Annotated in this window: 21 protein-coding genes and 1 riboswitch; of the genes, 13 read left to right on the forward strand and 8 right to left on the reverse strand. The window is 64.6% G+C overall.

The annotated features are described in order from the left end of the window. Nucleotides 1-55: 55 nt before the first annotated feature. Both IC762_RS27005 and IC762_RS27010 read right to left on the reverse strand, forming a co-directional pair. Entirely contained in the window at nucleotides 56-3,130 is a 3,075-nt protein-coding gene (locus IC762_RS27005; RefSeq protein WP_195785218.1) for an alpha-mannosidase, read from the reverse strand. 163 nt (nucleotides 3,131-3,293) lie between these two features. Next, nucleotides 3,294-3,833 (reverse strand): PRC-barrel domain-containing protein, encoded by a 540-nt coding sequence (locus IC762_RS27010; RefSeq protein WP_195785219.1) that lies wholly within the window; start codon nucleotides 3,831-3,833, stop codon nucleotides 3,294-3,296. A gap of 620 nt (nucleotides 3,834-4,453) precedes the next feature. Between IC762_RS27010 and IC762_RS27015 the strand changes: the two genes are divergently transcribed. Next, entirely contained in the window at nucleotides 4,454-5,767 is a 1,314-nt protein-coding gene (locus IC762_RS27015) for a glycerophosphodiester phosphodiesterase family protein (protein ID WP_246801267.1), read from the forward strand. Between the two features lie 141 nt (nucleotides 5,768-5,908). Next, a complete protein-coding gene (locus IC762_RS27020) occupies nucleotides 5,909-7,069 on the forward strand; it encodes a DUF2652 domain-containing protein (RefSeq protein ID WP_195785221.1) in 1,161 nt (386 codons plus the stop codon). Nucleotide 7,070: 1 nt separating this feature from the next. Here IC762_RS27020 and IC762_RS27025 read toward each other — a convergent pair whose 3' ends face one another. Together IC762_RS27025 and IC762_RS27030 are read right to left on the reverse strand one after the other, a co-directional pair. After that, a complete protein-coding gene (locus IC762_RS27025; RefSeq protein ID WP_195785222.1) occupies nucleotides 7,071-9,038 on the reverse strand; it encodes a class I SAM-dependent methyltransferase in 1,968 nt (655 codons plus the stop codon). Nucleotides 9,039-9,230: 192 nt separating this feature from the next. Beyond that, complete coding sequence (locus IC762_RS27030) at nucleotides 9,231-10,742, reverse strand: acid phosphatase (RefSeq protein ID WP_195785223.1); 1,512 nt, start codon at nucleotides 10,740-10,742, stop codon at nucleotides 9,231-9,233. Between the two features lie 265 nt (nucleotides 10,743-11,007). On the opposite strand from IC762_RS27030, the gene IC762_RS27035 reads away from it, so the two are divergent. Continuing rightward, on the forward strand, nucleotides 11,008-12,153 hold the full coding sequence (locus IC762_RS27035; protein ID WP_246801699.1) for a cytochrome-c peroxidase: 1,146 nt from the start codon (nucleotides 11,008-11,010) through the stop codon (nucleotides 12,151-12,153). A 327-nt stretch (nucleotides 12,154-12,480) separates the two neighbouring features. Here IC762_RS27035 and IC762_RS27040 read toward each other — a convergent pair whose 3' ends face one another. Then, nucleotides 12,481-12,681, reverse strand: a complete 201-nt coding sequence (locus IC762_RS27040; protein WP_195785225.1) for a hypothetical protein — start codon at nucleotides 12,679-12,681, stop codon at nucleotides 12,481-12,483. 265 nt (nucleotides 12,682-12,946) lie between these two features. Between IC762_RS27040 and IC762_RS27045 the strand changes: the two genes are divergently transcribed. Further along, on the forward strand, nucleotides 12,947-13,321 hold the full coding sequence (locus IC762_RS27045; RefSeq protein ID WP_195785226.1) for a hypothetical protein: 375 nt from the start codon (nucleotides 12,947-12,949) through the stop codon (nucleotides 13,319-13,321). A gap of 18 nt (nucleotides 13,322-13,339) precedes the next feature. On the opposite strand, the gene IC762_RS27050 is transcribed toward IC762_RS27045, so the two are convergent. Further along, nucleotides 13,340-13,717, reverse strand: a complete 378-nt coding sequence (locus IC762_RS27050) for a PRC-barrel domain-containing protein (RefSeq protein ID WP_195785227.1) — start codon at nucleotides 13,715-13,717, stop codon at nucleotides 13,340-13,342. A gap of 342 nt (nucleotides 13,718-14,059) precedes the next feature. Here IC762_RS27050 and IC762_RS27055 point away from each other — a divergent pair, with 342 nt between their 5' ends. Both IC762_RS27055 and IC762_RS27060 read left to right on the forward strand, forming a co-directional pair. Continuing rightward, nucleotides 14,060-14,797, forward strand: coding sequence for a response regulator (locus IC762_RS27055; protein WP_195785228.1), 738 nt, complete (start codon nucleotides 14,060-14,062; stop codon nucleotides 14,795-14,797). Nucleotides 14,798-14,813: 16 nt separating this feature from the next. Beyond that, nucleotides 14,814-16,178 (forward strand): ATP-binding protein, encoded by a 1,365-nt coding sequence (locus IC762_RS27060; RefSeq protein ID WP_195785229.1) that lies wholly within the window; start codon nucleotides 14,814-14,816, stop codon nucleotides 16,176-16,178. 3 nt (nucleotides 16,179-16,181) lie between these two features. On the opposite strand, the gene IC762_RS27065 is transcribed toward IC762_RS27060, so the two are convergent. Next, nucleotides 16,182-16,376, reverse strand: a complete 195-nt coding sequence (locus IC762_RS27065) for a hypothetical protein (RefSeq protein WP_195790308.1) — start codon at nucleotides 16,374-16,376, stop codon at nucleotides 16,182-16,184. A 368-nt stretch (nucleotides 16,377-16,744) separates the two neighbouring features. On the opposite strand from IC762_RS27065, the gene IC762_RS27070 reads away from it, so the two are divergent. The 7 genes from IC762_RS27070 to IC762_RS27100 all read left to right on the forward strand — a co-directional run bounded on the left by IC762_RS27070 (nucleotide 16,745) and on the right by IC762_RS27100 (nucleotide 23,539). Then, the gene (locus IC762_RS27070) at nucleotides 16,745-17,269 is read left to right on the forward strand and encodes a lytic transglycosylase domain-containing protein (RefSeq protein WP_195785230.1); all 525 of its coding nucleotides are present in this window, start codon (nucleotides 16,745-16,747) and stop codon (nucleotides 17,267-17,269) included. 176 nt (nucleotides 17,270-17,445) lie between these two features. Continuing rightward, nucleotides 17,446-17,589: riboswitch (TPP riboswitch) on the forward strand. Further along, complete coding sequence (locus tag IC762_RS27075) at nucleotides 17,577-18,590, forward strand: FAD-dependent oxidoreductase (protein WP_195785231.1); 1,014 nt, start codon at nucleotides 17,577-17,579, stop codon at nucleotides 18,588-18,590. It overlaps the preceding riboswitch by 13 nt. Next, complete coding sequence (gene thiS / locus IC762_RS27080; RefSeq protein WP_195785232.1) at nucleotides 18,581-18,778, forward strand: sulfur carrier protein ThiS; 198 nt, start codon at nucleotides 18,581-18,583, stop codon at nucleotides 18,776-18,778. The genes IC762_RS27075 and thiS overlap by 10 nt, the downstream gene beginning before the upstream one ends. Before the next feature lie 161 nt (nucleotides 18,779-18,939). Then, a complete protein-coding gene (locus tag IC762_RS27085) occupies nucleotides 18,940-19,722 on the forward strand; it encodes a thiazole synthase (protein ID WP_195785233.1) in 783 nt (260 codons plus the stop codon). Further along, a complete protein-coding gene (locus IC762_RS27090) occupies nucleotides 19,709-20,317 on the forward strand; it encodes a thiamine phosphate synthase (RefSeq protein ID WP_195785234.1) in 609 nt (202 codons plus the stop codon). The genes IC762_RS27085 and IC762_RS27090 overlap by 14 nt, the downstream gene beginning before the upstream one ends. Nucleotides 20,318-20,490: 173 nt before the next feature. After that, on the forward strand, nucleotides 20,491-22,404 hold the full coding sequence (gene thiC / locus IC762_RS27095; RefSeq protein ID WP_195785235.1) for a phosphomethylpyrimidine synthase ThiC: 1,914 nt from the start codon (nucleotides 20,491-20,493) through the stop codon (nucleotides 22,402-22,404). Between the two features lie 565 nt (nucleotides 22,405-22,969). Continuing rightward, complete coding sequence (locus IC762_RS27100) at nucleotides 22,970-23,539, forward strand: hypothetical protein (RefSeq protein ID WP_195785236.1); 570 nt, start codon at nucleotides 22,970-22,972, stop codon at nucleotides 23,537-23,539. An 81-nt stretch (nucleotides 23,540-23,620) separates the two neighbouring features. Here the strand turns inward: IC762_RS27100 and IC762_RS27105 are convergent, their stop codons facing one another. After that, nucleotides 23,621-25,300, reverse strand: coding sequence for a flavin-containing monooxygenase (locus IC762_RS27105; protein ID WP_195785237.1), 1,680 nt, complete (start codon nucleotides 25,298-25,300; stop codon nucleotides 23,621-23,623). Nucleotides 25,301-25,444: the final 144 nt, after the last annotated feature.

The raw sequence follows: 25,444 nt of genomic DNA on the forward strand, positions 1-25,444 counted from the left end.
ATGCTCAAACAGAGAGCCAAAGCGCGATGACGGTTCAACTCAATCTCATCGCGCCTTAAAGACGCTGGAAGATCCGCAGCGTCGCGATCTGGAATGGACGCAGCGGCAGACGACAGCTCCGCCCTTCCGTCGGCAGGGCCTCGATGCGGTCTTCCAGCGTGTTGCTCATCCACGCCGACGCAATGTCGATACCGAAGTCGAGCACCGCGGTGGCGCGAATTCCGGCGCTCTCATAGAGCCGCAGCACAAAGCCCTCGCCGTCCTCCGCCGGCTTAATCGTATCGACGATCACATGGGCTGGCGACGCCATGAGGAACGACTGCTTCAGCGGCGCGCGCGGGCGTCCCCTGGTCCAGAGCAGCGGACGCTCGAAGCACAGAGCGCGGCCGACCGTGTCGGCGGCGCGCCAATCCCGCGCGTGCGGATAGATCGCGTAGCGCATCCGGTGACGCCCGAGATCGGCTTGCGCATCGGGGATCTCGGGGCCACGCAGCAGCGTCAGCGCGAGCTGGTTGCCGAAGGTCGAATAACCGTGACGGCAGTCGCTGAACAGCGACACGCCGAAATCCGGCTCGGCGACGTCGGCCCAGCGATGGCCGGGCACTTCGTATTTGGCCGCGTCGGCATCGGTGTTGGCGTGCGTCGGCCGCTCGGTCGCGCCGAACATCGTCTCATAGGTCGCGTTGGCCGCGCGGCAGGCCAGCGGGAACATGACCTTCAGCGCCGTCTTGCGCTCCTGCCAATCGACCGTCGTCTCGAACGTGAGGTGGTCGGCACCGGCATCGAGCCGGATCACTTGCGACAGCCGGCTGGCCTTGCCCAGCACGCGCTCGAAGCGGATCTCGCCGCGCAGCCCACCGTCCGACAGCACCGCGCAGCTCACCTCGCCCGTCACATCGCGCGGGGTCTCCAGCGCGAACGGGTCGATGTCCCAGGCTTCGAAGTCGAGCGGCCGATCGTCGAGCAGCAGGAAGCGCGCCGCCGGTGCGGCAAAGGCTTCGCGGCCGCTCGGCTGATGCAGCAGCGACCTGACAAGGCCGCTTCTGTCGATCCGCGCCTTGAGTTGCGCATTCGACAGCACGAAGCCGTCCGGTTCGGACGACACGGTGACGCAGGCATCCGTCGCGGAAACGTCTCCCGCTGCGAACGGCCCGGCAGTGACGTAGCGCAGCACGCCGTCGGGATCGGAAGCGATCTCGGCGCGGGCGCGGCCCAGCGTGTTGACCGGCGTCCAGCCGGCGCCATCGGCATCGCACAGCGAAGCCAGCACCGCCTGCGTGCGTCGCCGCGCCGCTTCGTCCACGCCGGCAAGCTCGACCTCCGCCCGCTCATAGACCTCGCGAATGCTGCTGCCGGGAATGATGTCGTGAAACTGATTGACCAGGAGCGTGCGCCACAGCGCTTCGATCTCCTGCGCCGACGGCGCCGGCTGCTGCCATGCCGTTGCAACCGTCGCCACGAATTCCAACGCCTGCAGGCTCGCCTCGCAGGCGCGGTTGAGGCGCTTGGTCTCGGCCTGCGTGGTGTAGGTGCCGCGATGATATTCGAGATAGAGCTCGCCTTCGATCGTCGCCAGATTCTCTGCGGACCCCGCGAGACGGTCGAAGAATTCGTCGACGGTGCGAATCCCAATTCGCGGCAGCCCCTGCAGGTCCTTCGCCCGCTTCAGCGTCTCCAGCATCGTCTCGTCGGCACCGCCGCCGCCGTCGCCATAGCCGAACAGATAGAGCGCGTCCGCCGTGCGGTCGGCATCCTTGTAGTTGGCGGCGTGGTAGCGCAACTCGGCAAGCTGCGCCGATCCGTTGTAGGTGTCCGCCGGCGGGAAATGCGCCAGCACCGTGCTGCCGTCCAGCCCGCGCCAGTGGAAGCTGTGATGCGGTGGCGAGGTGAACTTGTTCCAGGACAGCTTTTGCGTCAGGAAGCGCGACATCCCCGCCGACCGCATCAGCTGCGGCAGCTGCGCGTCGTAGCCGAACACATCGGGGTTCCAGAACACGGTGGAGCGTGCGCCGAACGTCCGCTCGAAATAGCGCTGGCCGTAGAGGAACTGGCGGCAGATCGACTCGCCCCACGGCAGGTTGCAATCCGGCTCGATCCAGCTGCCGCCGACCGGAATCCATTGGCCGGCAGCGGCCTTGGCGCGAATGCGCGCGAACAAATCCGGGTCGTTCTGCTCGATGATCTCGTACTGATAGGCCTGCGAGCAGGCGAACTTGAAATCGGGGTAGCGCTCCATCAGCGCGACCGCCGTGGAAAAGCTGCGCTGCGCCTTGCGCCTGGTTTCCGCCAGCGGCCACAGCCACGCGGTGTCGAGATGGGCGTGGCCGATCGCCGACATCTCGTGCGCGATGCTGCCGTTGCGCGCCGCGAGCAAGGGGGCGAGGATCGCCCGCGCTGCGGGCCACGTCGCGCGCTCCTCGGGATCGCAGACGTTGCAGACGCGGTTGAGATCGTGCAGCAGGCGGCCGGCCCAGGTGCGGTCCAGCGCCGGCTGACTTGTCTCGCCGACGGCGCCATATGACCGCGATTTGGTCGTGGGATCCCGATCGGCCTCGAGCTGGCGCAGCACGTCGTAATCGAAATAGAACGCGTGCGCTTCAGGATCGAAACGGCGCAGCTCGCACGCCACCAGCGCATAGGCCTGCGGGTCATTCCAATAGGCGCCGAACAGGCCGTCGCAGGCCACTTCGACATGAAAGCTCACGGTCTCGCCGCCGCGCGCCGGCTCAACAAGCGGCGCGGTGTGGCGGCCCGGGTTCAGCCCCTGCATCGAGCGTCCGTCGCGCCAAAGCAAGGCTTCCGAACGGCTGTCCCAATAGAGATCGACGCGCGAGCCGGCCCAGGCCGCCGGCACCTCGGCGGTCACCCGCACCCAATAAGTCGCCCACAACGGACCCAGCGTCTCGCCCAACGCGACTGGCCGATAGTCCAGCGCGAGCGCCTCGCCGAGGCTGATCCGTTCGGTGGGGCCGGCGATCTCGATCGAGGTAACCGGCGCGCGATCCGGATAGATCCTGCCCTGCAGCCGCTCCGCAAAGCGCTCCAGCCGGCGCCGCGTGTATTGCGGATAGCGCCCGCGAATCCGGGCCACCGCGGAATTGCTGCCGTCTCGATCCGTGTCGTCCGTCATGGTTCACCCGTGTCAGGGGATGAAGACCTAAGCCCGATTCGTTGAGGCTTGATTATAACGACGCGTAAAGTCCGGATCAGGGATTCACAACACGCGGCAACGGACGAAAAAGCGCGCCCGGCGACACCGGGCGCGCTTCTCCTTGCATCCGACGCGATGCACGTTACTCGGTCGCGTACTTGAACTCTGGCATCGCCTTCAGCTCGTCCTTGGTGGCGTTGAACGTCGCGTGGTCGGGATACCAGGGATTCGGCTTCGAGGCCGTCGCTGCGGGCGCCGCGCCCGTGGTGGTGTTGGTCGACATCTTGCTGCTGCCGGCGCCGGTGTTCGACGCGCTGGCGCCGGTGTAGGCGACCGGCTCGCTCGAGAACTTCACCTTGTCGAGCGGCACGGCGACCAGATGCTCGCCGACGCCAAGGAAGCCGCCGACGCCGATCACGACGGCCTTGATGCCGCCGCTCTTGTCCATCAGCAGATCGTTGATCGAGCCGACCTTCTCGTTGCTGTCGTTGTAGACGTTGAGACCGACGACCTTGGACGCGCGCCAGTCGCCCTGATACGAGGCCGACGACGTGCTCGTCGTGCTCGCCGGCGGCGACATGTTGGTCTTGTCACTCTTGGTGTCGGTCGGGGTCTGCGCAAACGCAACGGTCGCAAGCAGAGCGCTGCCGGCAACGCCGGCCATGATGGTTTTGATGAACATCGATGGGTTCTCCTCAGTTCGCCAAATCGATGCGTGAAGAACCCGTCATGTCGGCAAGCGTTCCTATCGGAACATGCGCTCAAACGCCGCCGTCGTCAGGAGGAACGCATCGCAGCAATTAGCAGTCGTGAAGGCTTCACGCCGGCTATTGCCAGGCGCAAGAGGCGTGTGGCACGCAAAATGCTTGGTTTGGGTGATGATGGCAGTATTGGTCATTTCGGCCATTTTCAGCGCCGGAATCGCGGTTGGCTACGGCATCCGCGACTTTATTTCGCGGCGGCGGCGCCGACGATTTAAGCAAGCGCAATGGCCGCAGACCTAGGCTCGCGACTGCGCGCGTTCCGCGGTCGCAGGCGCGACGACGCTTGAATAGAAGCCGTCGAGGCCAACCGCCATCCCCGGTTTTCCCTGCCCAGGCGATGCGGCAGTCATCGATCTGTCAGAGAATTGCGACAAGACAGGAGTACCGGCTAGGTTCGGCCGCGGAGGCGCGAAGCCGTGCCGCATCATCGAGAGATCGCAGGGGGGGTAGAGGCTTGGCCATGACGCACAATCGTTCACGTCTGAAAGCATGTGTCGGAGCGATGCTGTTGAGTACTGCGGCCTTGGCGTTTCTCCCGATGTCAGCGGCATCGGCGCAAACCGCCGCGGCGCCATCGGGCGCAAAACCCTTCCTGACCCTCGATGGCAAGGCACCGCTGGTGATCGGGCATCGCGGCGTGCCCGGCCTGATGCCGGAAGAGACCGAGGCATCCTACGAGCTGGCCGCGGCGCTCGGCACCGACTCGCTCGAAGAGGATCTGCACCTCACCAAGGATTGCATCCTGGTCGCGCGCCACAATCCCTGGCTCAGCGACAACACCAACGTGGCCGACGTCGCAAAGACCAATGCGGAGGTTGCCGGGCGCAAGCGCACCGTGCCGGGCGTGCTCGTCAAGGCACCGAAATCCGCGGCCGGCGGACCGGCCGAATACCCCACCGATCTGACCAATCCGGCCGACCCGAAATCGGTGTTGAAATCGCTGATCGTCGACGGCGAAGACCATACCAATGATTGGTCGATCACCGACTTCACCATGGCCGAGCTGAAGCAGTGGATCGCCGGCACCACCTATGATGCGGCCAATGAACGGCCGAAGGTGTTCAACGGCAAATTCCCGATCCTGAGCTTCCAGGAGATCGTCGATATCGCCAAGGCCAAGAGCAAGCAGACCGGACGCATCATCTCCGTCTATCCGGAAACCAAGAATCCGACATGGAATAACGCCCAGGCCATTGCAAACGGCTGCGGCGCGCCGGGCGGCCACCCGCTCGAGGACGCCCTGATCAAGATCATCAAGGACAACGGCCTCAACACCAAGGACGCTCCGATCATCGTCCAGAGCTTCGAGCCCGGCAGCCTGAAATACATGCGCGGCCATGGCCTCGAGACGCGGCAGGTCCAGCTGATCGACGGCAACGGCATCGACTTCAAGGCCGGCAAGGTGCTGCTCAACAACATCACCAATTCCCGTCCGTTCGACTGGACGGCTGCGGGCGACGCGCGGCTATACGATGCGATGGTGACGCCCGAGGGCCTCGCGGAGATCAAGACCTATGCCGACGGCATCGGTCCGTGGAAGATGTACATCGTGCCGGCCAAGATCTCGCCGTGGAAGGACAGCAACGCCGACGGCACGCCCTACAAGGGAACGATGCCGGAGGCATCGACGCAGGAAGCCACCAGCCTGGTTGCCGACGCGCACAAGCTCGGCCTGTTCGTGCACCCGTTCACCTTCCGCAACGAGAAGAAATATCTGGCCGGCGACTATCACGCCGATCCGACCCAGGAATTCCTGAAGTTCTTCCGTCTCGGCGTCGACGGCGTGTTCACCGACTTCACCAACACCGGTGTCGCGGCACGTGCTGCCTATCTTCGCGAACTGGGCTGGTAAGGCCTGGAACGTCGTGATTGCCAATCAGAGGCAGGCCGACGCACGGCCTGCCTCTTTTCTTTGGCCTCGACCGCGGACGGCGCGGTGTGACAAACTGCACCTCTGCACGATCGGGGCGAACCGATTGCGTTGGAGGACTTGATGCTTCCGAAGGCTGAATCGGCGTATTTCGCGATTGCCGACATCTCCGGCTATACCAACTTCCTCGCCGCGGTCGAGCTCGACCATGCGCAGGACATCATCGCCGATTTCATGGACACGGTGGTGAAGGCGCTGCGGCCGCCGTTTCGCCTCGCCAAGTTCGAGGGCGATGCCGCGTTCGTCTACGCGACCGGCGACAAGATCGACGGCTCGCTGCTGCAGGACGCGATCGAGGGCGCCTATTTCAAGTTCCGCCGGCGCATGCGCAGCGTTCGCCAGGCCTCGACCTGCGAATGCCAGGCCTGCGTCGCGATGGGCGATCTCGATTTCAAGTTTGTCGTCCATCACGGCGAGATGGTGAAGCAGAAGATGGGCGGACGCGAAGAGCTCGCCGGGCGCGACGTCATCCTCGTCCACCGGCTGCTCAAGAACACGCTCAGTGAGAAGATCGGCGGACGCGCCTACGCGCTCTACAGCGACGCGGCGATCCGCGCCATGGGCATCGATCCCCTGGCGCAAGGCCTCATCGCGCATCACGAAACCATCGACGTGATCGGCGACGTGGCCCTGTGGGCGCGCGATCTCGACGCCGCGTGGCGGCAGCACGACGCGCAAATCCGCAACGAAGTGACCCGCGAGAACGCATGCGCCACCTTCGCGTTCGATATCGCAGCACCGCGGCAGGCGGTGTGGGAATATCTCACCGTGCCCGGGCAATGGCGGCAATGGTGGGACGCCGACGACATCACCGAGGATTCGGGCAAGGGGCGGCGCGGCGTCGGCACCAGGAATCACTGCGCGCACGGCAAGACCACCAATATCGAGGAGACGCTCGATTGGCGCCCGGTGGATTACCTGACGGTCAGCATCGCGCTTCCCGTCCCCGGCGCGCCGCGGATCGTGGTGACCCGCGCCCTGCTCGACGGTCCGGACGGAACGACCCGCCTGGAAGTGCGGATCGCCAAGCCGAAGCCGAAAGACAAGGCGTTCGTCGAGGGCGCCGCGGCAAAGTACGGCGAACGCATGACCCAGGCGATCGCCGGCCTGCGCTCGATGGTCGAAGGCAGGCAGGCGGCGCCAGGCGCAGCGGAAGAGCCGATGCCAAAGCTATCGGCCGGACGCTTCCTGAGCGAGCCGGTGCAATCGGGCGCACGACGCTGAATCAGCGCAAGCCTGCCTTCTGCAACTGAGCGCGGAGATGGGCATTCTCCTGCTCGAGCGCTTGATTCCACGCCAGCAGTCCGAAGCGCTTGGTGTTGACGCGGGACCAGAACGCACCCGGCGCGCGACGCCATAGCGGCAGCGTTGCGATCGCAACCGCGCACTGGCCGCCCATCTCCATGACTTCGCCGAGTTCGATCAGGCCGAACGGAATCGGCGATTCGATCGCGCCGGCGATATCTTTCGGATCGCTGCGCGCGGCTTCCAGCGCCGTGTTGACGCCGATCTGGAAGAAAGCGCGCGCCCCCGCCTCGTCGCCGAATGTCAGCGCAATGCGGGCCGCATGGAAGGCCGCGGCAATGGTCTTGGTGGTCAGGATCGGGGTGAAAGAGCGCCAGTCCAGCTCGGCCGCCAGCGAGAACCATTTCAGCGCGTGATCCAGCGCGCCTGCGAGCTCGGACAGGCACCCCGCGAGAAACGCCAGCGAAATACGCCAACGCTGCACGTGCGGGTTGGTCGTGTGCCGGTTGTCCCGGCAGTAGCTATCGATCCGCTGGATCAGTTCGCCGGCCGCCTCGGCCTGGCGACGTTCGAGAATGCGATAGCCGGTGACGCAAAGCGCCGCGCCCCGGTCAGCGGATTCCGGCGCGGCGTTGTCGGCAACCCAGTTCGCGAGCCGGCCGAGCACCGCGGGATCGCTGATGCGCTCGCCGGCCTGGACCAAGGTCCGGTACAGCCAGGGATTGTCGTAACATCCGCCGAAATCGAGCACCACGGCGCCACTCGCGGACAGCGCGTCGGCAAACGCTGGGTGGCGGAACGAGGCACGCAACTCTTCGGCTCTGGCGAACGGATTGGCCGATGCCGCAACCAGGATCCATTCTCCCTCGACCTCGCTGTCGAGCGGAACGCGCTTAAGCTGGCGCGCGGTGTGCGGCCATTTGAAACCACCCGGTGCTGCCTGCGTGTAACGGGCTTCGAGCACGAAATCGTCGACCAGCCCCTCACGCAGCTTGTTCCAGTCGAAGACATGGTGATGGTACGGATTGGGATCGTTTCCGGTGTCGTCAGCCCATCGGTCCGGAACGCTGGCCACCAGGCGCCCGTCGGGCTTCAACACCCGTGCGAACTCCTTCGCCACCGCCGTCCAGTTCTCGACATGCTCGATCGTCTCCATCGAGACGATGAAATCGACGGACGCATCGGCGAGATTGTGAAGGTTGGATGCATCTCCGACCTCGAAGCGGACATTCCGCTCGCCGTAATTCGCATTGGCATAAGCCACGACCGAGGCATCGACGTCGACGCCGATGACGTTCGACGCCTGGCTCATCGCGGCGATCACGGCGGAACCGTAGCCAAGCCCGCATGCGCAATCGAGCACGACGTCGCCGGGTCGAACCAGCGAAGCGGCAAGCGCGTAGCGGACGACGTGCGCATCGGCGCGCGATCCGGTTTCGCGCAGCATGTCCATATGGAGCGCGCGTTCCTGCAGCAAAGCCTCCACCGGCCATCGGGCGGCGACCTGCGCCGGGATGCGCTGATAGACGGCAAGAGGCGGCAGCAGATCGTCCTGCATGCGCTCATAGTCGGACAGACGCAGCGAGGCCGGATGGCGCCGCCATCCCCGCGCGAACAATTGGTTCTCGAGCGGCCTGCGCAGGCCGGCAAAGCCGGGGCCGATCAGGAACAGGTTTTGCAGATGATCCTGCGTGGCGAGCGTATCGATCAGCTCGAGCGTCGCCTTGTCGGCGGCGATCTCGACGACAGCGATCGGCTTGCGCGGAACGGGCTCGCCGGTTCCAGGTGAAATCCAGCGCGAATGCGCGAATGACCCCTGGCCGACCGCATAGGCATCGCACCCCAAGAGCAGCAGTTCCTGCAGCAGATTTGGGTCGCGCGCATTCCATTGCACGATCTGGCACGGGCCAAAAATGCCGGTGATTGCAGCAGCCGTTTCGATCGACATCTGACCTGACCAGGAAGAGAACGTGGGCAGATCGCCCCTCGAATAGAACGTCCGCGATGTCGGAATCAGGCGAAATCAATCAGGCCGCTCAGCCCGGCTGGGACGGCGCAGCCGTCGGCTTTACGTTTTGAGGAGGCTGGCTGTGCGGCTAGTCCGCACAGCCAGGTTTCAACCCATCAACCTCACTTGGCCTCACTTGGCCTTCAGCTCGAGCGCGCTGGTCAGGTCGCCGAGCGGCTTCTCGCCGTGGGCGGCGATCGCGGCGTCGCGCACCGTGATGCCATGCAGGGTCGGCAGCTCGAAGCGGCGGGTGATGAAGCGCAGGATCGAGGTGGTGTCCATCGGCGTGTGATCGACAGTGCCGCGGCGCGCATAGGGCGAGACGACGATCGCCGGGATGCGCGAGCCCGGGCCCCAGCGGTCCCCCTTCGGCGGCGCAACGTGATCCCACAGCCCGCCATTCTCGTCATAGGTGACGACCACGAGCATATGCGGCCATTGCGGGCTCTTCTCGAGATGCGCGATCACGTCGGCGATATGGGCATCGCCGGCCTGGATGTCGGCATAACCCGAATGCTCGTTGAGATCGCCTTGCGGCTTGTAGAACGAGACCTGCGGCAGCTTGCCATCGTCGATCGCCTTGATGAACTCGCTGCCCGCGAGACCACCGTCGCGCAGATGCTCGGCACGGGCCGCGGTGCCCGGCGCGAAACTCGCATAGTAGTTCAGCGGCTGGTGGTGAAACTGGAAGTTCGGCACCGGCGACTTGTAGCCGTGGTCGAGCACGTCCTGCCAGGCGCCGCCGTACCAGGCCCAGGTGACGCGCTTGAGGCTCAGCATATCGCCGATGGTCGGCTCGATCTGCGGCGGCAGCGTCGTCGGCTTGCCCGGATCGGCATAGGCCTTGTCGCCGTCCTTTGCGGGATCGTTGCCGCTCGGCTGATAGGGCGGCTGCATGGTGTTGACGGCATAGAAATCGGGCGTCAGATTGCCGTCGCTGACATATTTCGGAATGCCGTCCATCGCCGATTTCGGCGAGTTGGAAGCCTCCTTCAGCGTCACGCCGTCGGCCTCGACCGCCGAGATCGACGGCTTGGCGGGGTTGCTGTCGGCTTTGGGGTAGTAAGGCGCGCAGGCGCAGACCAGCCATTGATGGTTGAGGAAGGAGCCGCCGAATGCGCCCATGAAGAAATTGTCGGCCAGCGCATATTTCCGGGCGACCTTCCACATCGCGGTCTTCGATCCGTCCCACAGGCTCATCACCAGCGCGCCGGAATCGGCCTGGGCGACGAACCGGTCGTTACGCCCGCCATTGATCTGCATCTGGTTCTGGTAGAAGCGGTGCCAGAGGTCGTGCGTGATGGTGCCGTAGCCGATGTTGAAGCCCTTCGGATCGTCCAGGTAGAACGGGCGGTTGGGCAGATGCTCGGTCTGCGCCTGGGTCACCGGCGGCGTCACACCCTTGGCGGTCAGGCCGTCCCACACCGGGGGCAGTTCACGGAACGGCTTGCCGTCGCGGTCGCGCTGGATCCGCGTCGAGGCCATCGCCTTCGACACGCCATTGGCGCCGGGGAAGCTGCCATAGAGATTGTCGAACGAGCGGTTCTCCGCATAGATCACCACGACGGTGTCGATCAGCGACAGATCGGGGGCAGCCGCCTTGCCGGAATGAGCCTTCTCGGCCGCGAGCGTCGGACCGAACATTCCGATCGAGACGCAAGACGCCAAAAGCACAGCCGCCGATTTCGTTCGCATACGAGCCCCCTGCACGCACCTGATTGTTGCTATCGTTCTACCGAGCTTCGTCATAGCCCGGACGCGCAACAAAGGCACGTTCGGAACCCGACGGCATCAAGCCATAGGCCCGGTTTGCAACATGCGGATTAAGCGTTGGACAATCGCATCGGTGATTGTCGCAGTAATTGTCGGGCCGGCCTTGATTATTGTCCCCGGCGAGGCCCGGCAGGAGATGTCGCGCGCCGACGTGCGCCGGCAGGCCGAGCAGCTTGCGGCGCTCGGCAAGGCCCTGTTCTTCGATCCATCGCTGTCGCCATCGGGCAAGCTCGCCTGCGCGACCTGCCACGATCCCGCCCACGGTTTCGGCCCGGCCAATGCCCGCGCGGTGCAATTGGGCGGCGGTGACATGCGCCAGGCGGGGACGCGGGCCGTTCCCTCCCTGAAATATTTGCAGGCGGTGCCGCCCTTCACCGAACATTTCCATGATTCCGAGGACGAGGCCGACGAAAGCATCGACAACGGCCCGACTGGCGGCCTGACCTGGGATGGCCGGGTCGACCGCGGCGCCGACCAGGCCAGGATTCCATTGCTGTCGGACTTCGAGATGGGCAACAGGAGCGAGGCCGAGCTGGCGCGCCGCCTGCTCGCCGCCGGCCACGGCAAGGCGATCGCGGCGATTGCCGGACCCAAGGCGGCCGCCAATCCTGCCACCGTCTACAAGACGGCCATCAAGGCGCTCGAAGTGTACCAACAGGACTATCGGACCTTCTATCCCTATTCGAGCAAGTATGACGCGGTGCTGGCCGGCAAGGCCGAGTTCGCGCCAGCGGAGGCGCGCGGGCTCGATCTGTTCAATGCCCCCGACAAAGGCAATTGCGCCTCCTGCCACATCAGCAAGCGCGGCAATGACGGCACCCCGCCGCAGTTCACCGATTACGGGCTGATCGCGCTCGGCGTGCCGCGCAACCGCGAGATTCCCGCCAGCCAGGACCCGGCCTATTTCGACCTCGGCCTGTGCGGGCCGCTGCGCGCCGATTTCCTCAAGCGCGATGACTATTGCGGCCTGTTCCGGACGCCGACGCTGCGCAATATCGCGCTGCGCCAGACCTTCTTCCACAACGGCGCCGCGCATTCCCTGCGCGATGCCGTGCGGTTCTATGTGGAGCGGGAAACCCGGCCCGAGCGCTGGTATCCGCGCAAGGCCGACGGCAGCATCGACAAATATGACGATCTGCCCGCAAGGGCGAAGCCCAATGTCTGCATGGACCCGCCGTTCGACCGCAAGGCCGGCGACGCGCCGGCCTTGACGGACGCCGAGATCGACGACGTCGTCGCCTTTCTCGGCACGCTGACCGATGGATATCAGGCGGCGAAGTAACGGCGCCAGCTAAAGCATGAAAATTGGATTTGAGCGGCAACAGCATCAGGACCACGTCCCCTCTCCCTGCGGGTAGGGCTATCGCATATGGGGATCACGCAGCGAACTCGGCGCAGTTGGTGTGGTCCTGGCCCTCGCCACAAACTCGTCATGCCCGGGCTTGTCCCGGGCATCCACGTCTTCGTTTCTAGGGCGGGGAAGACGTGGATGGCCGGGACGAGCCCGGCCATGACAATGTGGGAACGTCAGTGCCAGATTTCGCGCATGGCATATGCGATTGCCCTGCGCGTGCGGGGGAGGTGCAGCAAGCCGGCGGCCGGGGCGGGCTTAGTAACCGGGCAGGTCGAGCAGCTTTCCGACCGTCTCGGCGCCCTTGCCGGTGGCGGAGATTTTTCCGTTGTCGCCTATTTCCACGACCGCGCCGTTGGCGAAGCTGAGGCACCAGCCATCATCCGCTTCGTTGCGGCGCCGATCGGTCACGCCAAAACCGGCTGCGGAAACCACTGCAGCGACCTTGTCGACATCCATGGTGTCACCTCTTGCAAGACGTCGGAATGGGCATTCCTCGACCCAAAAAATCGTAGCGTGGGATCTCCAAGTCGAGACCATCCTAGGGAAAGCGGTTGTCGGCAATATGAACCAAGCGGAGCTTTGCACAATCTCCAATCCCGCCCGCGATATCCCGAGTGCGGGGTCTCCATGCAAGCCAGATGCGCTGCAGCTTCCGGACAGGTGGACAGTCATGGAGCACTCAACTAGCGTTCCGACCGGAAACCTGCGACCGGAAGCGAGCATGAACGATTTTCGCCGCGCAATCCAAGATACCCCGAAGCTCCCCCTGAGCGAAGAGAGGAGCTATTCCGACGTCGAGCGCGATTGGAACACGCTGATCGTGCCGGCAATTCTTCAGGAGCTTCGAGAGGCAGTTGAAGAAGCCGGCGGCATGGTCAAATCCAGCAAGCAATATGGACAAGACTCGATCGCGATAAAGTTCGGCGACCATCATACCCGGGCCAACATCTCGGTGCACGAGGGCTTGGCAAGGCTCTACAATCCCGCCAACTCCTCTGCCGGCAACCACCTTGGACACATCTCGGCACCCGAGACACAAGCTGCATTGAGGAATGCATTGATCGATATCGTCAAAGATCTCGCCCGGTATCGGTAAACGAGAGCGCCCGCGCGCTCAAAACCCACCCCAATACGGCGGCACGCCGTAGAACCGATGCAGCTCGACTTCCTGCGAGCGGTCGCCCCAATCGAAATCCTTGTCGGCGCGGAACGACGGAGCGCGCTTCAATTCGTCATCCTCGATGTCGAGCTCATACGCCTCGAATTTCGGATTGTAATGCAGCCGGCCCCAGGGCAGTGGAATGAGGTTGGTGCCGATGCCGAGGAAGCCGCCGAAGCTCAGCACTGCGTAGGACACCTTGCCGGAGATCTTGTCGATCATCAGCCGCTCGATATGGCCGATCATGTCGCCGTTGGCCCGCCGCACCGCGGTGCCCTCGACGCGATCGCTGGCAATGAGCTGATGCGGCCTTGCCTTGACGTCGACAGCCATCTCACCCTCCCGGGCTGAAAAACAGTCAACGCCGCGGCTGGCGACCGGGTTCCGCACGGCTACGACAGCCGCCCTTCCCTTGTCGCCGACGCGCTGCGGGCTGCGATCTGCTTTGCCTCACCAGCGCGTGGTGGTGCTGCCCGGCAGCCAGCCCCGGACTATTGCGGGGCGCCCGAAACGGCCAACTTCCGCCGGGATTTCAACAAATTACCTTGATGACAGAACGCTAACTTTCCACTGCGGCGGCGAAGCTGTTAACTGCTCACGCCGGGCAAGACATCGGAAACAAACTGAAACAAAATTCCTGAGCCGCTTTCCCCGAATCACGGACACAAGATCGGTATGACCCAGGGCACGCCCAATATCCTTGTCGTTGAGGACGACCGCGAAACGCGGACCCTCATCGCAAAATACCTCCGTACCAATTCCTGCCATGTCACCACCGCCTCCGACGGGCGCGAGATGGCTCGCGCGATGACCGACCACCGGGTCGACCTCCTGGTGCTCGACGTCATGCTGCCCGGCGAGGACGGCCTCAGCCTGTGCCGCAAGGTACGTGCGGAATCGCAGACCCCGATCATCATGCTGACCGCCCGCGGCGAGGACGTCGACCGCATCCTCGGCCTCGAGATGGGCGCCGACGACTATCTGGCCAAGCCGTTCAACCCGCGCGAGCTCCTGGCGCGGATCAACGCGGTGCTGCGCCGCCAGGCCGCCGCCCGCAACGCCAGCGCGATCGAGGGCGCCACCGTGCTGAGCTTCCTCGGCTGGCGCATCGACATCCGCCTGCGCGAGCTGCGCAACCCCGAGGGCGCCCGGGTTGCCATGACCAGCGCCGAATTCGACCTGCTCAGGACCTTCTGCGAGCGGCCCGGCCGCGTGCTGTCGCGCGACAGCCTGCTCGACCTGACCCAAGGCCGCAGCGCCGGCTCGTTCGAGCGCTCGATCGACGTGCTGGTCAGCCGCATCCGCCGCAAGATCGAGCCCGATCCGCAGGAAGCCACCATGATCAAGACGGTGCGCTCCGGCGGCTATGTGTTTACCCCCAGGGTGGAGGCGGTTGCCGCCACGAGCAACTGACCCTAAAACCCCGATCATGAAACTTTTGCGCGTGCTGAGTCTGCGGGGAATCGGCGCACAGATGGCGGCGCTGGTGGTGGTGTCGATCGTCGCGCTGCACCTGATCATCACCACGATCTTCCTGATCCACCGCCCGGACACGCCCGATCCCTCGGATCGCTGGCACACCCAGCTCGCTGCCGCCGCGCAGATCCTCGGACATGCCGACGCGTCGGAGCGGCCGCGGCTGCAGGCCGACATCGCGCGCGCCTTCCCGCAGCTTGCGATCGGCAATCCGCCGGCTGAGCCGGCCGTGCTGGCCGAGGCCGAGCCCGAGAGCCTGCACGCGCTGCGCCGGCTTGGGCCGAGCTATCACGTCTTCCTGCTGCCGCGCGCGGCCGGCACCGCGCCACGTGACGGCGAGGTGCGCCGCGTCGCGATCCGCCTGCCCGACGGCACGATGATGGCGGCGAACCTGATGCCGGATCAGCGCATGCGGTCGTTCTGGGGGGGGCCGTGGATGATGACCGTGCTGTTCGCGGTGATCAGCGTGACCCTGCTCGGCCTTTGGGCGGCCTGGGCGCTGACCGCGCCGCTGTCGTCCTTCGTCAAGGCGGCGGAAACGTTCAGCCTGAACGGCGCCGAAGCCCCGCTGCCCGAGCGCGGCCCGGAGGAGATCCGCTCGCTGGCAAAGGCGCTCAACCGGATGCGCGAGCGCATCACCGGCCTGATCGACGACCGCACCAAGATGCTGGCTGCGATCAGCCACGACCTGCGCACCCCGATCACGCGGATGCGACTGCGCGCCGAATTCATCGAGGACGAGACCCATCGCCACCGTATGCTGCGCGATCTCGACCAGATGCGCTCGATGCTGGAATCGGTGCTGTCGTTCCTGCGCAACGACCGCAAGCTCGAGGCGATGACGCTGGTCGACATCGCAAGCACGCTGCATCTCGTCACCGACCAGTTTGCCGACATGGGCCACAAGGTCGCCTACGAAGGCCCGCAGCACGCGATGGCGACCGCGCGGCCCGCCGACCTGCATCGCAGCATCACCAATCTGGTGGAAAACGCGGTGCGCTTCGGCGGCCAGGTCACCGTGCGTCTCGACGTCGAGCCCGACCGGCTCGTGATCGATATCGAGGACGACGGCCCGGGCATTTCCGACGCCCACAAGGCGAGCGTGCTGGAGCCGTTCGTGCGCGGTGACCAGGCGCGCAACATGGACGAGGCCGAAGGCTTCGGCCTTGGCCTGTCGATCGCCAACGCCATCGTGCTCGCACATGGCGGCACGCTGTCGCTGCACGACCGCAAGCCGCACGGGCTGATGGTGCGGATCGCGCTGCCGGCGCGCCCGCAGCCGCAAACGATCAGGCCGCGGCAGAAGTCCGCGGCTTGATCATCAGGCGGCGAGCGGTGTGAGCTGCTCTTCGTGGTAGATCGCGATCGCCTCGAAGCGGTAGTCGCAGGCGCGGCAATTCCACAGGTAGGACGTGCGGCCTTCGCTGTGCTCCACCCAGTCCGGGCGGGGGATCGGCTTGCCGCATTGCGCGCAGGGATTTTCACGCGGCATGGTGCCTGTGTCCTGGCGGGCCATAAAATCCTGACGGGTCATGGCGCATCTCCCGAATGGCGTTTCTTGGCTTTTGGAAGGACAGTCGTGCTGACTGAACACGCGCACGCCGTCGTCGCGCACTTTAGACCTTGACTGCGTCGTTTGCACGACACACCGCCGTGTACGGCGTGCGGCAAATTCGTCCGAGAGAATCGGACATAGAGAAACGGGAATCTGTCGAGACAATTTGAAGCATATCTCGCGTGAGGCGTCGTTCGGTTCGGCGGTCCCCGGAAAGCCACGGACGCGTAACACGCCGCCGCGCGCAGCTTTTGCCACATTCCTGCCCGCTCGCCGTACCAATGAAACCGCAGAACCCGACGCGCAGTGAACGGCCCGATCGAACCAGCATGAAGAATATCCAGAACCTTGGCGCAATGGCCGCCATCGCGCTGCTCGCGTCCTGCGCGGGCGCGCAGGCGCAATCGCGCGCGCAATATGAGGCGATGGTCGCAGCCGAGGCCCAGGCCAATCTGGTGCCGGAAGAGCTGGTGCATCGCGTCATCGTGCGCGAGAGCAAGTACCAGCCGCGGCTGATCGGGCGCGGCGGCGCGATCGGGATGATGCAGATCAAGCTGCCGACCGCCCGCGGCCTCGGCTACACCGGGACCGCCGAAGGCCTGCGCGACGCCGCCACCAACCTGAAATACGGCATCAAATACCTCGCCGGCGCCTACCGTGCCGCCAACGGCGATTTCGATCGAGCCGTGCGTTATTTCGCGGGCGGCTATTACTATGTCGCAAAGCGGCAGCGCGTCGAGCACCAGAAAGAAGCGAAACATACCGGCGAGAGTGCACCGCCGAAGGAGCTCGCAAAGCAGAAGCAAATGACGGCCGCGACCGCCGACGCCAAGCCGGAACAGCCTGCAAAATAGCGGCTCCAGTATCCCGGACGAGGCGCAGCCTGGCGCTGCTCCGCAGAGCCGGGACCTCTGCCATCGACCAAATGGCCCCCGGCTCGGCAGCGCATCGCTGCGCGTTGCCTTGCGTCCGGGGAACAAGCACGGTCCTGGCAGGCACGTTGACACGCCCACCCATCCGCTTACATTAGAGCCGTTCCGAGGGGTGCTCCGAGGAGGAGCTGAGATACCGCAAAGCTTGGGCCCGCTAGAGATAGCGATCAGTCCGGGACCGCGGTGACCCTTTGAACCTGATCCGGGTCATGCCGGCGAAGGGACAGGGATGTACCAGACGACACGACCGCGGGGGGATTCCCCCGTCTCCATCATCGGCGCAGGCATCGCAGGCGCCTGGCATGCGCTGCTGCTCGCAGAGGCCGGACGTGCCGTCACCCTGCATGAGCGCAGTGACGCCGCGATGACGGAATCCACAAGCCACTGGGCCGGCGGGATGCTGGCGCCCTGGTGCGAGGCGGAGGCCGCCGAGCCCGTGATCTCCCGCCTCGGCATCCGCTCGCTCGATCTGTGGCGGCAGCATTTTCCGCAGACGCCGTTCAACGGCTCGCTGGTGGTGGCGCATCCGCGCGACCGCGCCGATTTCGAGCGCTTCGCCCGCCTCACCTCTGGCCACCAGCGCCTCGACGCGCAGGGCGTCAGCGCGCTCGAGCCCTCGCTCGAGGGCCGTTTCCGCGAAGGCCTGTTCTATCCCGACGAAGGCCATGTCGAGCCGCGCCGCGTGCTGCCGCAGCTGCACGCCGCCATCGCCGAGGCCGGCGGCACCATCGCCTTCAACAGCAATGCGGAGGCCTCCGATCTCGACGGCCTGGTGATCGACTGCCGCGGCCTCTCCGCGCGCGACCGCGAGCGCACCTTGCGCGGCGTCAAGGGCGAGATGATCATCATCGAGACGTCGGAGGTCGAGCTGGCGCGCCCGGTGCGGCTGATCCATCCGCGCTGGCCGCTCTACGTGATCCCGCGCGGCGACGGCCGCTTCATGCTGGGCGCGACCTCGATCGAGGCCGAAGATACCGGCGTCAGCGTGCGCTCGGCGCTGGAGCTGTTGGGCGCGGCTTACGTCGTGCATCCGGCGTTCGGCGAAGCGCGCATCGTCGAATTCGGCGCCGGGCTGCGCCCGGCCTTCCCGGACAATCTGCCGAAAATCAGGATCGAACAGGAACGCATCACGGTGAACGGACTCTACCGTCACGGCTTCCTGCTGGCGCCGGCGCTGGCGGAGCTGACGGCTGCCTTCCTCGCGCGCGGCGAAATCGACAATGAGGTGATGCAATGCGCGTGATGGTCAACGGCGAGCAGCGCGAGATCGCGGCAGCCAGCGTCGATGCGCTGCTCGCCGAGCTCGCCTACGAGGGCACGCATTTCGCGATCGCGATCAATTACGACGTGGTGCCGAAGAGCCGCTGGGCCGAGACCGCGTTGAAAGCCGGCGACGAGATCGAGATCATCACGCCGCGGCAGGGAGGGTGATGTGAGCTTTTATGCGAATTCCCTCCACGTGTCGTCCCGGCGCAGGCCGGGACCCATAACCACGACCTGCAATTGTCGGAAAGAACGTCGCCCCGCGTACCCGATTGAGGGGCCGCGGCGTATGGGTCCCGGCCTTCGCCGGGACGACGAGGCATAGACACATGGTCACCTTCTACGGCAAATCCTTCGCCTCGCGCCTCTTGATCGGCACGGCGCTGTACCCCTCGCCTGCGATCATGCAGGCGGCGATCCGCGCCTCCGGCGCCGGCATCGTCACGGTGTCGCTGCGGCGCGAGGCCGCCGGCGGCAAGACCGGCGATGCGTTCTGGTCGCTGATCCGCGAGCTCGGCGTCACCGTGCTGCCGAACACCGCCGGCTGCCGCAGCGTGCGCGAGGCGGTGACCACCGCAAAGCTGGCGCGCGAATTGTTCGGCACGCCCTGGATCAAGCTCGAAGTCATCGCCGACAACGACACCTTGCAGCCCGACGTGGTCGGCCTGGTCGAGGCGGCCGCGATCCTGATCAAGGACGGCTTTGAGGTGTTCCCCTATTGCACCGAGGATCTCTCGGTCGCCTCGCGCCTGGTCGAGGCCGGCTGCAAGGTGGTGATGCCGTGGGCCGCGCCGATCGGCAGCGCCAGGGGCATCATCAACCGCGACGCGCTAAAACTGCTGCGCGACCGGCTGCCGGACATCACGCTCGTCGTCGACGCCGGTCTCGGCGCACCGTCGCATGCGGCCGAAGCACTCGAGCTCGGCTACGACGCCGTGCTGCTCAACACCGCGATCGCCAAGGCCGCCGATCCGGTCGCGATGGCCAATGCCTTCCGCCTCGGCGTCGAGGCCGGCCGCACCGCCTATGAAGCCGGGCTGATGGACGCCCGCGACTTCGCCTCCCCCTCCACCCCTGTCGTTGGGACCCCGTTCTGGCATGCCGTATCCTGACAAATTCTATCCTGTCGTCGACAGCGTCAAATGGGTCGAGCGCCTGACCAAGCTCGGCGTCGGCACCATCCAGCTCCGCGCCAAGGAGCTCGACGACGGCCAGGCGCTGCAAATCGTCAGCGACGCGCTCGCGGTGGCCAAGGGCACGGGCACCAAGCTCGTCGTCAATGACTACTGGCGCGCCGCGATCGTCGCCGGCGCCGAACATCTGCATCTCGGCCAGGAAGACCTCGCGGACGCCGACCTCGCCGAGATCCGCAAGGCAAAGCTGACGCTCGGCATCTCCACCCATGACGACGCCGAACTCGCCACCGCGCTCGCGGCAAAGCCCGACTACATCGCGCTCGGCCCGATCTTTCCGACCACGCTGAAGTCGATGCGGTTCGCGCCGCAGGGCATTGCGAAGATCACGGAATGGAAGCAGCGGGTCGGCAACATCCCCCTTGTCGCGATCGGCGGCATCAAGTTCGAGCAATCAGCCGAAATCTTCGCCGCCGGCGCCGACTCGATCGCCGTCGTCAGCGACGTCACCCAGAACGCCGACCCCGAGGCGCGGGTGCGGCAATGGCTCGGCCTCAACGCGGAGGCTGCGTGATGAGGCCTCGGCCCGCACACTATTCGACCCGTCACCCTGAGGTGGCCGCTTCTTCAGCGGCCCTCGAAGGGTCGACGGCCCGGCTCCATCCTTCGAGGCTCGCAAGCGCTCGCACCTCAGGATGACGAACACTACGCGATGACGCGATAATCAGATTCAACGGAGGACTCGTTATGAACATCCGCTCCAACCCCGACACCACGCTTCCCGCCGTCACCACCGGTCCCCTCCCCTCCTCGCGAAAGATCTTCGCGACGCCGGCCTCCGCGCCCGATCTCCGCGTGCCCTTGCGCGAGATCATCCTCTCCGAAGGCGCCGGCGAGCCGAACCTGCCGGTGTACGATACCTCGGGTCCCTATACCGATCCCAACGTCACCATCGACGTCAACGCCGGCCTGGCGCGCAATCGCCTCGCCTGGGTCAAGGAGCGCGGCGGCGTCGAGGAATATCAGGGTCGCGACATCAAGCCCGAGGATAACGGCAATGTCGGCGCCTCGCATGCCGCAAAGGCCTTCACTGCGCATCACACGCCGCTGCGCGGGCTCGACGGCCACAAGATCACGCAGCTCGAATTTGCCCGCGCCGGCATCATCACCAAGGAGATGATCTACGTCACCGAGCGCGAGAACCTCGGCCGCAAGCAGCAGCTCGAACGCGCCGAGACCGCGCTCGCCGACGGCGAAAGCTTCGGCGCTGATGTCCCTGCCTTCATCACGCCGGAATTTGTCCGCGACGAGATCGCGCGCGGCCGCGCCATCATCCCCTGCAACATCAACCATGCCGAGCTCGAGCCGATGATCATCGGCCGCAACTTCCTGACCAAGATCAACGCCAATATCGGCAATTCGGCGGTGACCTCGTCAGTGGAGGAAGAAGTCGACAAGATGGTGTGGGCGATCCGCTGGGGCGCCGACACCGTGATGGACCTCTCCACCGGGCGCAACATCCACACCACCCGCGAATGGATCTTGCGCAACTCGCCGGTGCCGATCGGCACCGTGCCGATCTACCAGGCGCTGGAGAAGTGCGAAGGCGATCCCGTCAAGCTGACCTGGGAGCTCTACAAGGACACCTTGATCGAGCAGTGCGAACAGGGCGTCGACTACTTCACGATCCACGCCGGCGTCCGCCTGCCCTACATCCACCTCACCGCCAACCGGGTCACCGGCATCGTGTCGCGCGGCGGCTCGATCATGGCGAAGTGGTGCCTGGCGCATCACAAGGAGAGCTTCCTCTACACCCATTTCGACGAGATCTGCGACCTCATGCGCAAGTATGACGTGTCGTTCTCATTGGGCGACGGCCTCCGCCCCGGCTCGATCGCCGACGCCAACGATCGCGCGCAATTCGCCGAGCTCGAAACGCTCGGCGAATTGACCAAGATCGCGTGGGACAAGGGCTGCCAGGTCATGATCGAGGGCCCCGGCCATGTGCCGATGCACAAGATCAAGATCAACATGGACAAGCAGCTCAAGGAGTGCGGCGAAGCGCCGTTCTACACCCTCGGGCCGCTGACCACCGACATCGCGCCGGGCTATGACCACATCACCTCGGGCATCGGCGCCGCAATGATCGGCTGGTTCGGCTGCGCCATGCTCTGCTACGTCACGCCGAAGGAGCATCTGGGTCTCCCGGATCGCAACGACGTCAAGACCGGCGTCATCACCTACAAGATCGCAGCCCACGCCAGCGATCTCGCCAAGGGCCACCCCGCCGCGCAACTGCGCGACGACGCGCTGTCCCGCGCGCGGTTCGACTTCCGCTGGCAGGACCAGTTCAACCTCGGCCTCGACCCCGACACGGCGAAGAACTTCCACGACGAGACCCTGCCGAAGGAAGCCCACAAGGTCGCGCATTTCTGCTCGATGTGCGGTCCGAAGTTCTGCTCGATGAAGATCACGCAGGACGTAAGGGATTACGCGGCGACGCTGAATGATCCCGAGAAGCGCACGATCGCCGGCGTCGGCCTGTCGATGTCGGGCGTGATCGAGGACGGCATGGCGACGATGTCGCAGAAGTTCAAGGAGATGGGCGAGAGTTTGTATCTCGATGCGGAGAAGGTTAAGGAGAGCAATCGGGTGTTGTGAGGGCTCTCCGCTCGTCATGCCCGGGCTTGACTCGAGTATCTGTCGGAAAGCAGGAAGCCGGGCAAACGCCCGGCTTCTTCTCTTCAAGTGTACAATTGATTCTATGCTACTTCAGATTTATTATCACTTCTTTGCGATGGGGAAACTAATTATGACCGACAGATATACCAAGACTGTTCTCACAATAATTGCAGCGGCTATCGCGGTTCGTCAATCTTCGCATGCAGCCAACGCGCAGACCGAACCGTGCGGTAGCAGCAAGAATCCTTGCGCAGTCTATAATGTCTATTGGGATGACACATCGTTTGGGTGGAGGCCATGCTATCAAGTTGGCCGCAGCTGTTACGTTGTCGGTACATTGAAATAGACGATTGCGAATAACCCCGATGAGCGAAGCGACATCCGGGATTAACGTCAGTCCCTCTGCCCCATGCGCGCTACCCACTGCAACTAATCCGCATTTCTACGGGCAATATGCCCCCCTTTCAAGTTGTTGTACGAGCGTATACAATTATTGCGGGAACGAATTCTTCCTTGCCCACGGTATGCCGTTTGGAGCGCAGCAATGACAGGAGAAGCTGAACCTTCCTTGCCTGAACAATGGCTAGGCAAACTGAAGAACCGACCAGCCGTGGCCGTGCTTATCGTGCTAGCGACTATCGTCACCGGCGTCGCGTCGTTTTGGGATACGATTGGCAAACTCGTCTCCTCTTTTGGTGATGCTCCTAAGCCTCCAAGCGTCGTAGTAACCCTACCAACACCAACTCCGCCGCCTCCACCTCCCGCCAAAAGAGTCTCGTTCGCCGAGGACTTTTCCTTGGGAGAGAACGATGCATATACCTCTAGTCATGGGATCTCGATCCGCACGCACTACATCATGATGGAAAACGGAATCGTTGCGGAAATTGGCGCCTCCGCGACGGGCGACGTCGAATTGCTCCAGAAGATGCGAAGGGGACAACAAATTGCGCTTCATCGCAATGATTGCGATTGGCTAACCGTGACGATCAAGGATATTGACCTTTCGCCGCAAGGCGGCATGACATTCGATCAGCTTAGCAAAATGGGCCCGGCGGCCGAAATGTTTATCACCCGAAAGGTAGTCGGAAATATTACTGGACGCTGCGAGGAATGACTCGCATGAGCGACAAACGACAATTAGCCAAGATAAGCAATCGGCATCTGGGGCTAATGGACGTCCCGCATATCGCCGCGCTCATGCGGGCCACATCCTACGCTGACGCGCCGACGCTCGCACGTCTCCCCTCGTCCCCGCGCCGAACCAAATCTCTTCATACCCCCTCGCCGCAACGCCATTGATGATCCCCAAAAACTTCGGCGTGCCCCCGTTGTAGACGAAGTACCGCACCGTCCCCTCCTCATGCCCCGCCACGTTGGAGTTGTAGCCGGTGAACCAGGACTTCGCCTTCCGCATCAGCATGATCTCGTACATTTTGGCGACATGCGCGGTCCAGCGCTGCTGCGCCTCCAGCGTGGGATCGGCGCGGGTCAGGCCGCGATCCCACATGTGTTGCAGCAAGCCCGTGCACCAGTTCACGCCGTTCTCGATGCCGCGTGGAAAGTTGGTGGAAGCGGAGGCGCTTTGCGGGCCGGTCGGCATCAAGAGGTTCGGGAAGCCGTGGACGAGCATGCCGAGGAAGGTGGACGGCGCGTGCCTCCATTTGTCTGATAGCTTCGCGCCGCTGACGCCGGTAATGTCGATCAGGTCGTAGGCGCCGGTGATGGCGTCGAAGCCGGTGGCGTAGACGATGATGTCGAAGGCGTAGTCGCGCGCCGAGGTGCGCAGGCCGGTCTCTGTAATACGCTCCAACGGCGTCTCGCTGAGATCGACGAGATGCACGTTGTCGCGGTTGTAGGCCTCGAAATACTTCGTCTCCAGCGGCAGGCGCTGCACGCCGAAGCCGTGATCCCGCGGGATCAGCTTTTCGGCGACCTTGGGATCGTTGACGCGACCGCGGATGCGGTCGGCGATGTACGCCGACAGTTCGGCGTTGGCGGCTTCGTCCATGAAGATCTCGCGGAAGTTGGCGAGCCAGATGCCGAAGCCGGGTTCGTCGTAGAGCCTGTCCCACAGCGCAACGCGCTCCTCGCGCGTCACCTCGTAGAAGCCGCGGCTCTGGGGTCCGTGCACGAAGCTGCCGGGCGTCAGCGTGCAGGCGGCGAAGATCTCGTCGTAACGGGCGCGGATATCGGCCATCTCGGCTTCGGAGATCGGGCTGTTGTTGAGCGGCGCGCTCCAGTTCGGGCGGCGCTGGAACACGGTGAGTTCGCCCGCCTTGTCCGCGATCTCGCCGATCAATTGGATGCCGGTGGCGCCGGTGCCGATCACGGCGACCTTCTTAGCCGTTAGATCGACCGGCTCGTGCGGCCAATAGTAGGTGTGGAACGAGCGGCCCTTGAAGTCGTCGATCCCGGGCACCCGCGGCATGGTCGGCGCCGAGAGCAGTCCGATGCCGAGCACCACGAAACGGCAGGTCAGCGTGCGGCCGTCGCTGAGCTTCAGCTCCCAGAGATCGCACGCCTCGTCGAAGCGCATCGCCTCGGCCTTGCAATTGAACTGCATGTACTTGCGCAGATCGAATTTGTCGGCGACGTAGTTGAGGTAGCGCAGATTCTCCGGCTGGCCGGAGAAACGCTCCTTCCAGTGCCATTCGTCGAGCAGCTCGCGCGAGAACGAAAAGCCATAGGTATAGCTCTCCGAGTCGAAGCGGCAGCCGGGATAGCGGTTCCAGTACCAGGTGCCGCCGAGATCGGGCGCGGCTTCGAGCACGGTGGCATCACAGCCGAGATCGGCGAGCCGCTTGATCTGGTAGATGCCCGCGACGCCGGCGCCGACGACGATCACCTCGTAATGGGTCTTGGCCTCGCCCGACATGTTTCGCTCCGCAATCTCGTTGTTCGGGCGATTACAAACCGTTTCGCTGGCGCGAGCAACCGCTTGCAATCGAGCCCGCGACCGCACAATTTGCGTTGAGGCGCTGCAACGTGCGCAGCGCACGTGAACGCCGCGCAGATTCAT

Source organism: Bradyrhizobium genosp. L, assembly GCF_015624485.1.
Lineage (GTDB): Bacteria > Pseudomonadota > Alphaproteobacteria > Rhizobiales > Xanthobacteraceae > Bradyrhizobium.